This is a genomic window from Nonomuraea sp. NPDC001699, from assembly GCF_053596455.1.
The window spans coordinates 361223-374845 of the sequence record NZ_JBSFGF010000004.1 but is presented as its reverse complement, the minus strand read 5'-3'; the positions used below and the strand labels follow the sequence as shown (position 1 = coordinate 374845).

At 70.8% G+C, this 13623-nt stretch carries 13 protein-coding genes and 2 tRNA genes; 4 read left to right on the top strand and 11 right to left on the bottom strand.

The window, feature by feature from the left end; all coding sequences use genetic code 11:
• Positions 1–225: 225 nt before the first annotated feature.
• The 6 genes from ACWCSU_RS15280 to ACWCSU_RS15255 form a co-directional block, all read right to left on the bottom strand.
• Positions 226–1131, bottom strand: coding sequence for a hypothetical protein (locus ACWCSU_RS15280; RefSeq protein WP_357706337.1), 906 nt, complete (start codon positions 1129–1131; stop codon positions 226–228).
• A gap of 99 nt (positions 1132–1230) precedes the next feature.
• Positions 1231–1659 carry a MaoC family dehydratase gene (locus ACWCSU_RS15275; protein ID WP_357706336.1) on the bottom strand — a complete coding sequence of 143 codons (429 nt, stop codon included), beginning with the start codon at positions 1657–1659 and terminating at the stop codon, positions 1231–1233.
• A gap of 1 nt (position 1660) precedes the next feature.
• Positions 1661–2110 carry a MaoC family dehydratase N-terminal domain-containing protein gene (locus ACWCSU_RS15270; RefSeq protein ID WP_357706335.1) on the bottom strand — a complete coding sequence of 150 codons (450 nt, stop codon included), beginning with the start codon at positions 2108–2110 and terminating at the stop codon, positions 1661–1663.
• 231 nt (positions 2111–2341) lie between these two features.
• Positions 2342–2506 (bottom strand): 50S ribosomal protein L33, encoded by a 165-nt coding sequence (rpmG, locus tag ACWCSU_RS15265; RefSeq protein ID WP_019632658.1) that lies wholly within the window; start codon positions 2504–2506, stop codon positions 2342–2344.
• Positions 2507–2577: 71 nt separating this feature from the next.
• A tRNA-Met gene (locus ACWCSU_RS15260) sits at positions 2578–2651 on the bottom strand.
• A gap of 733 nt (positions 2652–3384) precedes the next feature.
• On the bottom strand, positions 3385–3705 hold the full coding sequence (locus ACWCSU_RS15255; protein WP_357706334.1) for a hypothetical protein: 321 nt from the start codon (positions 3703–3705) through the stop codon (positions 3385–3387).
• A gap of 1819 nt (positions 3706–5524) precedes the next feature.
• Between ACWCSU_RS15255 and ACWCSU_RS15250 the strand changes: the two genes are divergently transcribed.
• Complete coding sequence (locus tag ACWCSU_RS15250; RefSeq protein WP_449935506.1) at positions 5525–6091, top strand: hypothetical protein; 567 nt, start codon at positions 5525–5527, stop codon at positions 6089–6091.
• 309 nt (positions 6092–6400) lie between these two features.
• On the opposite strand, the gene ACWCSU_RS15245 is transcribed toward ACWCSU_RS15250, so the two are convergent.
• Positions 6401–7165: a GntR family transcriptional regulator gene (locus tag ACWCSU_RS15245; protein WP_449935504.1), complete on the bottom strand. Its 765-nt coding sequence runs from the start codon at positions 7163–7165 to the stop codon at positions 6401–6403.
• A 330-nt stretch (positions 7166–7495) separates the two neighbouring features.
• Here ACWCSU_RS15245 and ACWCSU_RS15240 point away from each other — a divergent pair, with 330 nt between their 5' ends.
• On the top strand, positions 7496–7837 hold the full coding sequence (locus ACWCSU_RS15240; RefSeq protein WP_449935502.1) for a glycine-rich domain-containing protein: 342 nt from the start codon (positions 7496–7498) through the stop codon (positions 7835–7837).
• Positions 7838–7948: 111 nt separating this feature from the next.
• Here the strand turns inward: ACWCSU_RS15240 and ACWCSU_RS15235 are convergent, their stop codons facing one another.
• Positions 7949–8179 (bottom strand): hypothetical protein, encoded by a 231-nt coding sequence (locus ACWCSU_RS15235; protein WP_449935501.1) that lies wholly within the window; start codon positions 8177–8179, stop codon positions 7949–7951.
• Between the two features lie 422 nt (positions 8180–8601).
• On the opposite strand from ACWCSU_RS15235, the gene ACWCSU_RS15230 reads away from it, so the two are divergent.
• Positions 8602–9012 carry a hypothetical protein gene (locus ACWCSU_RS15230; RefSeq protein WP_449935499.1) on the top strand — a complete coding sequence of 137 codons (411 nt, stop codon included), beginning with the start codon at positions 8602–8604 and terminating at the stop codon, positions 9010–9012.
• Between the two features lie 184 nt (positions 9013–9196).
• On the opposite strand, the gene ACWCSU_RS15225 is transcribed toward ACWCSU_RS15230, so the two are convergent.
• A tRNA-Thr gene (locus ACWCSU_RS15225) sits at positions 9197–9269 on the bottom strand.
• 40 nt (positions 9270–9309) lie between these two features.
• Positions 9310–9540 carry a transposase gene (locus tag ACWCSU_RS15220; protein WP_449935498.1) on the bottom strand — a complete coding sequence of 77 codons (231 nt, stop codon included), beginning with the start codon at positions 9538–9540 and terminating at the stop codon, positions 9310–9312.
• A 144-nt stretch (positions 9541–9684) separates the two neighbouring features.
• Here ACWCSU_RS15220 and ACWCSU_RS15215 point away from each other — a divergent pair, with 144 nt between their 5' ends.
• A complete protein-coding gene (locus ACWCSU_RS15215; protein ID WP_357706327.1) occupies positions 9685–10320 on the top strand; it encodes a hemerythrin domain-containing protein in 636 nt (211 codons plus the stop codon).
• Positions 10321–10405: 85 nt separating this feature from the next.
• Here ACWCSU_RS15215 and ACWCSU_RS15210 read toward each other — a convergent pair whose 3' ends face one another.
• Positions 10406–13612: a BTAD domain-containing putative transcriptional regulator gene (locus tag ACWCSU_RS15210; RefSeq protein WP_449935496.1), complete on the bottom strand. Its 3207-nt coding sequence runs from the start codon at positions 13610–13612 to the stop codon at positions 10406–10408.
• Positions 13613–13623: the final 11 nt, after the last annotated feature.

Sequence of the window (13623 nt, the reverse complement as noted above, 5' to 3'; positions counted from 1 at the left end):
CCCGTCCGGGTGGCACTCCCACCCGAACAGCACCCCGTCCAGGCAGCACTCCCACCCGGGCAGCACCCCGTCCGGGTGGCATTCCCAGCCGGGCAGCACCCGGGTGGCATTCCCAGCCGGGCAGCACCCCACCCGAGCCGCACCCCCATCCGGAAGGCTCCCCTTCCTGTGGGTGCGTCCGCCCGTTCGGGGGGCTTTCGCAGGTTGGGGGGGCTTGGGGTGGGCTCAGCCGTGGAGGGCCTGCTCGCCGTGGTGCTCGGAGTCGAGCCGGAGGACCGGGAGCGGACCTTCGGGCACCACGAGGCTGCCCTCAAGCGCGTGGGAGAACTCCAGGTCGGCGTCCTCGCCGCGCTCCGCGTCCTCGGGGAACGCGCCCAGCGCCGCCGCCCTGCGCACCGCCATCAGGTCGCAGCGCAACGCCTGGACCCTGCCGGGCTCCTCGGCCTCGGCCGCCCGCCAGCCCGCCGCCACCGCCCCTTCCACGATGGCCGCCACCAGCGGCGTCACCGCGTCGCCGGTCAGCGCGAGCGAGGTCTCCATCAGCACGTGCACCTCGGACTCGTCCAGCCGCAACAGCTTGGTACGCCCCTCACCCCACCCCGCCGTGCCCCCGTCCGCCCGCGAGGTCTCGGCGACGTGCCACACCGCGATCCGCTCCGGGTACCGCGCGGCCAGCTCGTCCAGGACGTCTCCCGCGCCGTCGACGTTCCCCAGGTCGAGGGCCAGGATCCGGGTGTGCGTGTGGTCGATCACCGACTGGACGCACGCCAGCACGTCCTCAGGCCGGCCGTCCACGAGCAGCCCGACGGAGACCGTCACGTCCCTGGTCTCGACGCGCTGGCGCTCGGTGTTGACGCCCAGGTCGTCCATGCGGTTCGTGGCGAGGGTGGCGTCCCAGACGCGCTGGGCGTGCAGCATCGTGTCGTCGGGGTCGCCGTGCTGGCCGGGGTCGCCCGAGAAGCCCAGCGCGGCGGCGGGGTTCCCGTGCGCGCCCACGCCTCTGGGCCGGGCCCGTCCGGTGCCGACCCCGGTGGCGGAGCCGCCGGTGGTGTCCCGTCCGCTGCCGCTGCTGCCCCCCACCTGCTCAGGGGACGCGGGACGCAGGTGAGCGGGCGGCTTGGTGTCGGTCACGGACGACACGGGGATGGAACGGACGGTGGGCCAGACCTGTCGCGCAACTTCACTCATAACAACACGGGCTACCCGCGACCTGCCCGACATATCACGGCATCAGGAGAGCTGTATCACCGCGCGCGCCTTCGACAGGACCTCCGCGTCGCCCGCCTTGGCCGTCAGCCCGACGACCACCCGCTTGTCCTCAAGCTTCTCCTCCACGACCCCGCCGACCGAGATCGTCGCCCCGTGGTCGTCGTCCGGCACGATCACCATCGACGAGAACCGCACGCCGAAGTCCACCACGGCGCCCGGATCGCCCGCCCAGTCCGTGACGTACCGGCCCGCCTGCGCCATCGTGAACATGCCGTGCGCGATCACGTCGGGCAGCCCGACCGTCCTGGCGAAGCGCTCGTTCCAGTGGATCTGGTTGAAGTCGCCGGAGGCGCCGGCGTACATGACCAGGTTCAGCCGCCGGACGTTGTAGTCCACGACGGGGAGCTCCTGCCCGACCTCGACCTCGTCGTACCTCACCGTGGCCGCCATCTCAGCCCGCCCCTCCGCGCTCGACGATCGTGTTGTAGGTGGTGCAGACCGGCTCTCCGGCGGCCGTCGTCACGTCGCTCCTGATCGTCAGCAGCTCGTTGCGTCCCGCGCTCCGGATGTCGGTGATCGTCGCGGTGGTGACCAGCTCGTCGCCCGCGCAGATGGGCCTGACGTACTCGAACCGCTGCTCGCCGTGGACCACCATCGCCAGGTTCAGACCCAGCTCGGGATCGACCAGCGCCTCGCCGCCCGCCTGCAGGCTGAACACGATGGGGAACGTGGGCGGCGCGATCACGTCGGGGTATCCGGCGGCCCTGGCGGCCTCCCTGTCGCGGTAGACCGGGTTGTGGTCGCCGATCGCGGCCGCGAACTCCTTGATCTTCCCCCGGCTGACCTCGTACGGGGCGGCGGATGGGTAGGTCCTGCCCACGAAGTCACGGTTCAAGGCCATCAGTGCTCCCTCGTATGTCTTCAACGAGCGCTGCTGAGGCAGACGGTAACAGAACAAGGTTCGGCTGTCGCCGCTCATGGCGTGCTTTTTGCCGGGGCCTGGGTCAGTGCCCAGGATGGGCGCCCATACCAGGGCGAAAGCGCCCAGTCAGGACGCTCAAGGCAGTGAGAACGCGACAAACCGGCGCCCCAGACGGGACGCCGGTTGTGCGATGTGGAGGCAGAAGTACCGCTAGCGGGTCTCGCGGTGCGCGCGGTGGCAGCGGCAGTTCGGGCAGTACTTCTTCAGCTCAAGCCGATCCGGGTCGTTGCGCCGGTTCTTCCGCGTGATGTAGTTGCGGTGCTTGCACTCCTGGCAGGCCAGCGTGATCTTCGGCCTAACGTCGGTGGCAGCCACTTGGGAGTGCCTTTCTACGTTCGGGACATGGACACACCCGTACCCAGGCCGACTGACCTGGGATTGGGTAGTAGCGGAGGCCGGACTTGAACCGGCGACACAACGATTATGAGCCGTTTGCTCTGCCTGACTGAGCTACTCCGCCTTGGCCGGAAACTCCCGGCCCGTAGAGGATACCCGAAGCTGGGAGCACATTAGTAACTCACCTGATCGGGCGGGTGCCACCAGTATGCCCCAGGTACCTCCGACAATCGAAATCCGATCATGCCACCTAGGTCTCGCCTGGGGAATCACCTGCGGAGGCCCTCGCCACAGTAGCAGCCGTCCTTTGCCCACGCGAACGCCTGGACCAGGCACGCAACGAGGGAAAGGCCGCCCGGCCTCGGGCATTCGCGCAGTCGACGGAGGGGTGTCCGCGGCGGACGCCGGCGCAGCGGCAGAGGGGGTCCGTCGCGGACGTCTGCGCACCACCAGAGGGGGCGTCGCGCAGTCGGCGCCAGCGCAGTGACGAAAGGGACAGAGCGGGTAGCTCTGGGGCAGACAAAGGGAGCGCGGCGGACACCCGTCCACCGCACGAGGAGAACGCGGACACCCTTTGCGCCACGCAAGAAACGCGGTGACCCGCGCGCCACGCGAAGGAACGCGGTGACCCGCGAAGGAACGCGGTGCGCACCCGTGCGCGGCGCAAGGGGGAACGCGGTGGACACCCGCGCGCCGCGCAAGGGGGGGCGCTTCGCGCGGATGTCCGCGAGGTGCCGCCCACCTCGACCGCGTCCCGGCTCTTGCACGACGAAACCGATCCCCCGCCCGTCGCGCTTCATCCCGGCCGCGTCAGACCGAGCCGGGCGGGCCTGGCGAAGGGTGCTGGTTCGTCGGGGTTATGCCTGGCGTTCGTCGACGCCGACAGCGCCGACGCCGCTGCCCCAGCTTGCGCATTTGCCCTCGGACCTGCCCGAGCCGCCGGGGCCGAGAGTGACCCACGGGCCGACGACGTCCGGGCTCCAGCCGCAGGTGATCACGGCGCGGTACACCCAGGTCTGTCCGGTGGGGTTGTGGCAGTCGGCCCGGCCGACGTAGCCGTCCTCCGGGGCCCGGCCGCTGTTGCACTGGAGGCTGCCGGCCGAGGCGGGGGCGGACGGGATGACAAGGCCGGAAAGGGCGGCGGCAATACCGGCGACGAGGGCCAGTTTCCTGTTCATGTCGTCTTCCTCTTCTGCTCGTACTGCTCGGGGTTTCGGCGCTGTTCTGCGCTCGAATGCCAGGAAAGCCATCGGGCGCCGGTGTCCAACAGCAGGGCGGACAGGCTCGTCCGGAGTCGTCCACATGCGAGCCTGACTCGGACGCCACTGAAATCCCCCCGGACACGTACGGTCATCGTTCGTACACTGTCGGACAGGACACGGCCGGTCGGGGAGAGGGGCGATGGGCGAGGACCAGGAAGGCGCGGAACCCGGCGTGGAGTCGGTGAACTGTCATGAGGGCCTCGTGAGGCTCCTGGCCGAGCAGTTCGCGCGAGCCGACGTGTCGCTGCGGGAGCTCCAGGCGCGGGCGGACAGGGCGGGCGGGCCCCGGCTTCCCCGGGCGACCTGCGCGGACATGCTGGCCGGGCGACGGTTTCCGAAGAAGGCGGTGATGGTGACGTTCCTGCGGGCTTGCGGGGTGCCCGATCATCGGGTCCCGGAGTGGGAACGGGCCTGGGAACGCGTACGGATCGCCCGCATGCCCCCGACCGGCTTCCAACTCGCCGCAACAACCTTCTCCCCCGAAAACCCCACTCTCCCGGCCCCCGCCGCCTCTCTCACCGCCTCCACCCAGCCGACCCCCGGCCCCCTGGTGGACACGTACCCGCCGCACATGCCGCCTCTTGAGGGGATGGGCCACCCGGGCACCACAACCCTCACGGCACTGGGCCAGCCAGGCACCGCGGGACTGGGCCAGCCAGGCACCCCAGCCCACACGGGGCCGGGCCAACCGGGTGCCGTGCTCGTCGGGAACTTCACCGAGCCTGGCGCGCCTCCCGGGGGGCCCGTCCAAGGCGCCACGTCTCTCGGTGGGCCCAGTGGTAGCACCGCAGCTCTCGGGGGACCGGGCCAAGGCGCCACGCCCCTTGGAGAGCCTGGTCAGGGCCCTGCGCTCCCCGGCAGGCTCGGCGAGGTCGTCGTGCCTTCTGGAGGGACGTCTCTGCCGGATACTGAGCCTCCTGGAGGCTTCGCCCAAGCCGGCTCCCAGCATGTCGGAAGTGCTACACCGCCTGGGGCCGTTGCCCCACCTTTCGGAGCCGCCATTTCGTCAGAAGGAGTTTCACCCCCGCCTGGCGGAGCCGCTGACGCGCCGCTTGGAGGCGCTGCCCTGTCTACTGAGGGGCTCTCCGCCCACCCCGCCGGAGGCTTCACCGAGCCGCATGACGGGACAGGCCGCTCGACAGATGCTCTGGCGTGGAGTGGGCTGCCTCCGGCCGGTGTCCCTTCTGTCGGCGCGCCCGTCAGCGGCGGTCAACCATCAGCCACCCCCCCGACCGGCAGTCTCCCAGTCGAGAGCCTGTCGAGCGGGGGGCTTACGGTGGGCGGCCTCCCCGGCGGTGCACTCCCGGTTGTTTCCGGCGGCGGGTTGGGGGGCGACAGGCGTCCGTGCAGTTTGGCTTTCGGCGGGCTTTCTGGTGGTTCGGCGGTCGGTGGCCTTCCTTGCGCCGCATCCCCGATAGACGCTCTGCCCGTCGGCGGGCAGAGCGCCGCCAAACCTCCTGGTGAGGAAGCTCTTGGTGGCGAGCCATCGGCCGGTGAGCACACGCCGAAGGCGTCCGCGGAGGGTGTTCCCGCCGTCGGCAGGGCCCACGCCGCCGCTCCTCTGCCTCTTGTTCTCCCTGCCAACGCTTCTCTGCCCGATGCTCTCCCCGCCGACGCTTCCCCGGTCGGCGGGGGGCCGGGCGGTCCGGCGGCGGGTGGGGTGGCGACCGCTCCAGGTGGGGTGGGGGCTTCGGCGGGTGGGGCGCGGGGGTCGGGGCGGTGGAGGGTGGTCGGGGTGGCGGCGGTGGTGGTGGCCGGGGCCGTCGGGGTCGGGGTGGCGGTCGGATTGTGGATGGCGCCGCGGCACGTGGAGCCACTCACCCTGGGCCGGCGGGTCTCGGACGACGGGCGCGCGTTCGGCCCCGGAGGTTCGAGCCGGTTCACGGTGACCGTGGACCCCGCCAACACCGGCGTACGCCTGATCCGCCGCCTGGACGCCGGCATCTCCATGCAGCAGGCCGCCATCACCGTGAACGGCGCCCCCGCCGGCATGTGGCACCCGTTGCCCGTCGAGAACACCTACCGCTGGCGGGACCAGGCCGTCGACCTGCCGCTGGCGCTGACCGCGGGCCGTCGTTCGCTCACCGTGGTCAACACCTTCGTCTCCTCCTCCCTCGACTTCAACGAGTTCCTCTACGTCGTCAGGCAGCAGGTGAAGGGCGTCTGGTCGATCGCGGACACCGTGGACGTGGGGCCGTACCACACCACCAGCGAGGCGGCCCACGGCTACCGGCTCACCGGCCCCCAGACGTTCGCCGACACCCGCCACTTCGCCTACCCGCCCCTGGACGAGACCGCCTAGCGACGGAACCCCGGACACGCGAAAGCTCCGGACGCTTCCCCACGTCCGGAGCTTTCGTGGATGGGCAACCAACCCTCACCGGCCTACTGCCCACCAGTCCACCTTCTATGCTTTTGTCCGTTTTGCGCAGAGTTGTGGCGTGACACGCCGGCACGGCCCCCGCGGCCTCCTCGGGGCGAGACAACACCCGGACCGCCAACAGCCGCCCCCTCGGCCACTACGGCACCATCGGCCAGATCGTGCAGCACGTCGACCTGGCAGTGAGTCCCGCTCACCGAAATCCCGGCCACAGAGAGCCAGGACCACCAGTCACGAAGGGTCCGCAGGGTAGCGGTAGCGTAGATTCCACTGATACGTCGGCATCACATAGGTGGTGACCTTGATGGCCCGACCGTTCGCCGTCCACCCGATATGGAAGATCTCGTACACCCACTGATCAGGGATCATCCGCAAAAAGCGCGCCTCATCGGGCGTAGGCGGCCGGACCCGGACGTTCTCCTCAAGCTCGACCTGCGCATGCCCCAATTCGGCCAGGCGGCTGCTGATTCCGCCGACTCCCGGGTCGACTTCGGCGATCGGCGTCCCAACGGCGATGTCCCGCGGGATGTAGCTGATGGCGATCTGAATGGGGACGTCGTCGGCCTTCATGCGTCGCGCGCGGATGATGACGCTGTCGGTGCCGGCATCGACGCCCAGGACATCGGCTACGTCCAGTGGGGGGCGGCCGGGGCCGACCGTGTTGGCAGAGTTCAACTCGTGGCCGAGCTGGGCAAGCTCGCTCGCCAAGGAGCCCCGAACACCTCCACGTTCACGGTGATCACGGCTATGCCGTACAGCGGCGTCACGCAACAGTGGCGGCAGAGCATGAACATAGGTGCCCACGCCCATGTGCACGTAGACCAGCCCCTCCCCCTTCAAGATGCGCAGAGCCTTGTTGACGGTGGCCCGGTTCACGTGGAGTTCTTCGGCAAGCCGATCTTCATTGGGAAGCAGAGAGCCACGCGGATAGACGCCGTCATGGATGGCCCGACGGATTGTGGCCGCCACGTCGCGATAGCCGCCTGATGTGATCACCACCTCACCTTAGCGGAAGTATGTACTACATACTCGTTGACCATGTCTCGGTCGAGATCTATGAAGTATGTAGTACACACTTCGCTGAACAGCAAGAACAGCCAGAGGCCGCAGCCGCACAAAGTGCGGACGGCCGAAAGTGTGTGCTGCCGAAGCCGCCCCGGCCCGGGGCGCATCCCAAATCCCTGTGGGAGGACGACATGACCATCACCATCGAACGCCCCACCCTGGCCGACGCCACGATGCTGGTCACGCCGCAGCTCTTCGACCGGCTCACCGCGCGCATCCGCGCCGACCACCCCGAGCACGCCCACCAGGCCCGAGAACATCATGGCGGAGGCGCTCGCGTACCTCGCCGCCTGCGCCGCCAACCCCGGCGCCGGCCTCGGTCCGTCCGAGCTGGTCGACATCGGCTGGCACACCTTCCTGACGTACACGGAGGAGTACGCTCGGTTCAGCGCCCGGGTCGCGGGCAGGTTCATCCACCACCAGCCGGACGACGTCCCCGGCCAGACCGGTAGCGGGGCCGGCCTCGCCGCCACCGTCAAGGCGATCAAGGCCACGGGTTACCGGGTCAACCCGGCGCTGTGGCCGACGGCCGCTGACTGCAGCGGCGACAAGTGCCATCAGTGTCACGAGGGGTGTTATGACTCGCCGAAGAAGGTGGGCTGATCTGCCGGAGCAGGCTGCCTGGGTCGAGTACCGCACCGAGCTGTAGCCGTACAACAACCCGCCGCTGTACCGCTTACGCGGGTGCCACGGTCTCCCGTGGCGGAGACGGGATCACGCCTGACGCTTACCAGCCAGCATTGCCATGGCAACCCCTCCCATCATCGTCCCCGCCCCGGCCAACTCCAGAAACAAGGGCTTCGCCAACGCATGTAACGCCATCGCCACCTGGAACGGGCCGCCTTCGGAGACGATGTAGCCCTGCACTTGGAAGAGAGCTACATACAGGCCCCAGGCGATAAGCGAAGTTCCTGCGGCCACGAACAGAAAAGTAATCAGTCGCATTCGCCGAATGGTAGGCCGGAAGGGGCGGGTCGCCCATCGGCGACCCCGGCGCCGTACAGCGATGGCTCACGCCGTCTTAGGCACGCTGATCTGCCGCACGAGCACCGCCACGGCGGCGCCCGCCTGCGACATCAAGACCGCGGTTTGCTCAGACGAGGCTTCCCCTGCGAAGGGGACCGCCGCGGACATTGCCGCCTGGACGAAGCCCAGGACGGCCGCCTTGACGCTGTCGCCGCGGTCCGCGCTTCTTGGCAGTGAACGCCACCCGCACGCAAGCCGCAGCGATCACAGCCGCGTTCACGCCCGCCGCCATGGCATCCGTCCCGGCAGCCAGAACGAGTGTCCGGATGCGGACAAGGTCAGGGGCAACCAAACGGAGAGCGGCGACGTCTCATAGGGGCCGATGTCTCAGGAGTCGCCTCATGACCTATCCGCCCCAGCCGCCCCAGGACCCGTACGGGCAGCCCTATGGGCCGTCAGGGCCGCAGGACCCGCAGGTGTACGGGCAGCAGGGGCCACACCACTACCTGCCTCAGCCGTACAGCCAGCCCTACCAGGCGCAGCCCTACGTGCAGCCGTACCAGCAGGCGTGGCAGGCACCCCAGGTCGGGCCGGTGCAGTGGGTCACGGTGCGCGAGCGCGGGTTCAACCCGACCGCGTTCATCGTGCACCTCTGCCTGTGGCTGTTCGTGCACTGGTGGCTGGCAGGGTGCAGCATGGGGATCTGGTTGCTCGCCGCGATCCCGCTCACGTTCATCGGCTGGAATGTCACCAGGACGTATCCGGTCCAGAACGTCTACCAGCCGCCTTATCCGCCGATGTATCCGAGATGACAGTGTTGCCGGCTCCGTTCGTGGCGGAGAGCGGGAGCCGAGCGCCCCGATTGGGGTTCGCGGGGAGGCGAATTCCCGACTTCGCGTGCGGATTAATGGGCTCTCATTGCGAATGGCTCTGGACAACGAGAAACGCCCGGCCCCAAGTCACCTTGGTCCGGGCGTCGCGCCTGCTCATTACAAGAGCCCCCAAACGGAATCGAACCGTTGACCTTCTCCTTACCATGGAGACGCTCTGCCGACTGAGCTATAGGGGCCTGTCCGCTCGCTGCGGACAGGTGTAACCATACACGGCACTCAGCCATGATGCGAACTCGTACGGACCGCCGTCGCGGTGGCGGATCGGCGGCGCGCGGCAAGATCGACGACCTCGCACAGATCGGCCAGGTCGACGTGTCCGGCCACCTCCTCGACCGAACGACAGTCGGCGACCAGCCACCCGTTCCTGAGCACCCGCAGCACCTGCCGGCCCGCTCGCACCGCCGGCACGATCTCGACGCCGTCGAGGCCGACCCATCGCCTGTCCATAGCGGCACACCTTAGCCCGCGGGTCTCTCAATTTCCGTCCGGCCACACGTGTTACAGCCATGCCAAGTCAGCACAAGTCGGCACCAAGAAGTGTCTAAGAGCGGTCGCCCACGCTGGTGCCCACACGACAAGAGGAGCACCGAAATGGCACCCAACATGCTCGGCTTCCGCATCACGCACCGGGCCATGCGCGGGGACACCCGCCGTCTGGCCGAGGTGATGAGCGCGATCGCCGCCGGCGAACAGCGGGCCGGTCAGGAACGGCTGCGGGCGATCGCGACGTTCACCGCGAAGCTCTGCGCGGGCATCCACCACCATCACCAGGCGGAGGACAACGTGCTCTGGCCGGTCATCGTCCGCTCGGCGGGCGCCGAGGTGGACCTGAGCGACCTGACCGACGACCACGCGGCGCTCGACCCGCTGCTGGAGGAGATCACGACGGCCGCGGCGCAGCTCGGCGCAGACGGGCAGGCGGCCCGGCGCATGGCCAAGTCCCTGGCCGCGCTGGCCGACCTCCTGGACGAGCACATCGAGGAGGAGGAACGGCTGATCTTCCCGGTCGTCGCCAAGTACGTCTCGGAGGCCGACTGGCAGAAGGTCGAGACCGAGGTGCGGAAGGGCGGGGACGCCCGGTTCGACCTGCCCAGGATCGCCCAGTACGCCCAGCCGGCGGAGCTGGCCGAACTGCGGCGTCTGGCCGGGCCGGTGCTCGTGGTGCTGCTCGCGCTCATGCGGCGCGGTCACCAGCGCCGCCAGGCACTCATCTTCGGCACACCATGAGCCTTCCCGGCCGGCCAGAAGGCCGCCCGGAGGCAAGCCCTCCAGACCGGTCAGGAGATCGCCCGGCGGAAGCCCGCCAGACCGGTCAGGGGGTCGCCCGGCGGCGGGCCGTCTCCGCCCAGTGGGGTGAGCCGACGCGTTCGGCCACCTTCAGGGCCTGTGCGTAGTGACCGTCGGCGGGCAGCCCGAGCAGCTCGGCCAGGTCACCGAGCACCAGCGCGACCGGCCCGAGCGTGATCGACCCGCTGCTCATCCCGGCCAGCTCGTCCGCCCACGGCAGCAGGACGCGGTAGGAGCGTCCGGCCACCTCGCGGTCCCGCAGGGCGACGGCGGTCTGGCCGCGCAGCGTCTGCCACATCAGCCAGTAGTAGTTGCGCGGCAACCACGACTCGGGCCGCCACACCCGCCGGGCCGCGTCGAGCTCGCCCGCGGCCGCCAGCGCCCCGGCGTAGATCTCGTGCACGGTGTCGCTGTTCACGCGTTCCCGGATGGCGGCCAGCTCGTCGAGCGAGTCGCGGACGTTCCCGCGGGCCATCCGGACGGCGAACCTGCACAGCGCACCCATGGCCCGCGCGTTGACGCCGCCGCGCTCGGCCATCTGCTCGGTGAGCCCGGTGTAGACGGCCTCCGCCTCGTCGAACTCGCCCTCGACGAGCTTCCGCAGCGCGCCGAACAGCGTCAGGATGGCCAGCGACATGCCGAGCTGACCGCTGGTGGACACCGCCACGCCGCTGTCGGCGTGCCGCCTGGCCGCGTCCAGGTCGGTGCGTCCGAGCGCGGCCATGAGCAGCGCGCAGTGGCCCAGCGTGAGGTAGCCGACGAGGCGGTGGGTGCGGCCCAGCTCCAGCAGTTCGGCGCCGACGGCCTCCAGCTCGTCCCGCCGTTCGGGGCTGAGCAGCGCGAAGTAGCGGGCGTTGAGCGCCAGGCAGAGCAGGTCGGGACGGCCGAGGCGGCGGGCCAGGGCCACGGCTTCGGCGCCGGCGGCGTCCACGCGGTCGTCGTCGTGCCCCTCCAGCTCGAACACGAGGGCGGCCAGCAGCCGGCAGCGGGTCTCGTCGTCGGGTCCGGCGGCCAGCTCGCGTTCCACGGCCTCCATGAACTCCCGGTTGTAGCGGGAGTCCACCTGGATCGTCCAGACCACGGGGGCTTCGTAGGAGGTCAGCGCGCGGGCGAGCGCGCCGCGGGCGGCGGCGAGCTCGACGGCCCGCGCCCTGGCGGCCAGCGCGCCCAGGACGTCGCCCGCGTGTCCCAGCGCCGACACCAGTCCGCACAGCAGGTCGAGCCTGGTCCCGTCGTCGGTGGCGAACTCCAGCGCGGCGCGCCACAGCGCCGCCGCCTCGCGGTGCGCGTGCAGGCCCGACGCCTGTACGGCCGCCGCCCTGGCGTACCGCACCGCGCTCGGCGCGGCCGCCTCCAGCGCGTGGTGCGCCAGGGCCGCCACGTCGTTCGGCCGCAGCCGCTCCAGCACCGACACCACGCGCCCGTGCAGCCTGGTACGCCGGATCCGCGCGGTGTCCTCGTACAGGGCCTGCCTGACCAGGACGTGCGTGAACCTGACGCGGCCGGGTCCCGGCTCGGCCAGCAGGCCCGTCATGACGCCCGCCTCCAGGCCGTCGAAGACGGTGTCCTCGTCGCCGTCGTGCAGCGCGATCAGCACGTCCACGTCGGCGTCCCTGCCGACGACGGCGGCGTTGCGCAGCACGGTCTGGGCGGTCGCGGGCAGGCGGGTGATGCGGCGGCGGATGAGGTCGCGCACGCCGGGCGGCAGCGCCTCGGCGGCCTGCGGCCCCTCCGAGGCCAGGAGGCGGGCGATCTCGCAGACGAACAGCGGGTTGCCGAGCGATCGCTCCAGGACCGTGCGGACGGTGGCGGGGTCGAGGCCCGTGTGCTGGGAGTGGCGTTCGAGCAGCGTGGCGACGGCGTCCTCGTCGAGCCCGGCGAGCTCGACGTGCCTGCTGCCGGTGGCGAGCGCGGCCAGGGTGGCGGTCAGGTCCTCGGTGGTCTCAGCCGGGCGGTAGGTGGCGACGACCATGATCCGCGCGGCGGGGTCCAGGTGCCGCAGCAGGTGCAGGGTCTCGCCGTCGGCCCGGTGGACGTCTTCGAGCACCACGAGCAGGGGCGCGCAGCCCGCCAGGTAGCCGGCCACGGCCCTGGCGAGCTGGAACTGGTTCTGGATGGCGACGCCGTCGTTCAGGAGGGGCGCCAGGCGGGCCGCGTCGGCGGCGGACGGCGGCCGGACGGCGGCGAGCTGCCGGACGATCTCGCTCCACGCCCAGGCGGGCGGCGCGTCGCCGTCGATCTCCGGGCAGCGTCCGAACGCGACCCGCCACCCGCGCTCGGTCAGCTCGGCAGCGAACGCCTCGGCCAGCGCGCTCTTGCCCGCGCCCGGCTCGCCGCCCAGCCAGACCGTGCGCCGGGCCGGTCGCGCGGCCTCCTCCCGCAGCACGGCCAGCTCGCGCATCCGGCCCACGATGGAGGGCTCCTGCGTGACCACGTGCCGTTCCTGGACGCTTTCGACGACCTCGGGCGCGTGCAGGGACTCGGATTGGCGGAGGATGTCCTGTTCGAGCGCGCGCAGGGCCGGGCCGGGATCGACGCCGAGCTCCTCGGCCAGGCTCTCGCGGGCCTGGCGCAGCACGGCCAGCGCCTCGGCCTGGCTGCCCGCGCGGTAATGGGCCAGGGCCAGCAGGCGGACGGCGTTCTCGCGCAGCGGATGGGCGTCGGCGTGGACGCGCAGCTCCGGCACGGCCTCGGCGTGGCGGCCCATCAGCAGCGCGGCCTCGGCGCGGTACTCGACGGCGACGAGCCTGAGCTCGGCCAGCCTGGCCGCCTCGGGCGCGGCCCACTCCTCGGCGAACTCGGCGTAGGCGGGGCCCGTCCACAGGTCGAGCGCCTGGTCGAGCAGGTCGTGCGCGACGGCTCCCGCGCCCCGCTTCAGGGCGGCGCCGGCCGCGTCGATGAGTCCGGGCAGCCGCCAGGCGTCCACGGCCTCGTCGGGCAGGCAGAGCCGGTAACCGGGCGGGGCGCTGACGATGACGCGGGCGGGGGCGCGCGGCGGCCGGTCGGGTTCGAGGGCGCGGCGCAGGTTCGAGACGTAGACCTGGAGGGCGGCCAGTGCCTTGGGCGGGGGCTGTCCCTGCCACAGATCTTCGATGAACCGGTCGGTCGAGACGACCTGGCCGTTGGCGGCGACCAGGCGGGCGAGCACGGCGCGCTGTCTGGCGGATCCGAGGTCGAGGCGGCGGCCGTCCAGGGTGGCGTGGAGCGGTCCAAGGAGGTGTAACTGGATCATGGCACCCTTTT

What these genes read in the sequence shown, in the direction of transcription:
- ACWCSU_RS15235 (WP_449935501.1), bottom strand. Translation starts at nt 8,179, where the DNA reads ATGCGACTGATTACTTTTCTGTTCGTGGCCGCAGGAACTTCGCTTATC.
- ACWCSU_RS15215 (WP_357706327.1), top strand. Translation starts at nt 9,685, where the DNA reads ATGGCACCCAACATGCTCGGCTTCCGCATCACGCACCGGGCCATGCGC.
- ACWCSU_RS15270 (WP_357706335.1), bottom strand. Translation starts at nt 2,110, where the DNA reads ATGGCCTTGAACCGTGACTTCGTGGGCAGGACCTACCCATCCGCCGCC.
- ACWCSU_RS15230 (WP_449935499.1), top strand. Translation starts at nt 8,602, where the DNA reads ATGACCTATCCGCCCCAGCCGCCCCAGGACCCGTACGGGCAGCCCTAT.
- ACWCSU_RS15210 (WP_449935496.1), bottom strand. Translation starts at nt 13,612, where the DNA reads ATGATCCAGTTACACCTCCTTGGACCGCTCCACGCCACCCTGGACGGC.
- ACWCSU_RS15240 (WP_449935502.1), top strand. Translation starts at nt 7,496, where the DNA reads ATGGCGGAGGCGCTCGCGTACCTCGCCGCCTGCGCCGCCAACCCCGGC.
- ACWCSU_RS15255 (WP_357706334.1), bottom strand. Translation starts at nt 3,705, where the DNA reads ATGAACAGGAAACTGGCCCTCGTCGCCGGTATTGCCGCCGCCCTTTCC.
- ACWCSU_RS15275 (WP_357706336.1), bottom strand. Translation starts at nt 1,659, where the DNA reads ATGGCGGCCACGGTGAGGTACGACGAGGTCGAGGTCGGGCAGGAGCTC.
- ACWCSU_RS15220 (WP_449935498.1), bottom strand. Translation starts at nt 9,540, where the DNA reads ATGGACAGGCGATGGGTCGGCCTCGACGGCGTCGAGATCGTGCCGGCG.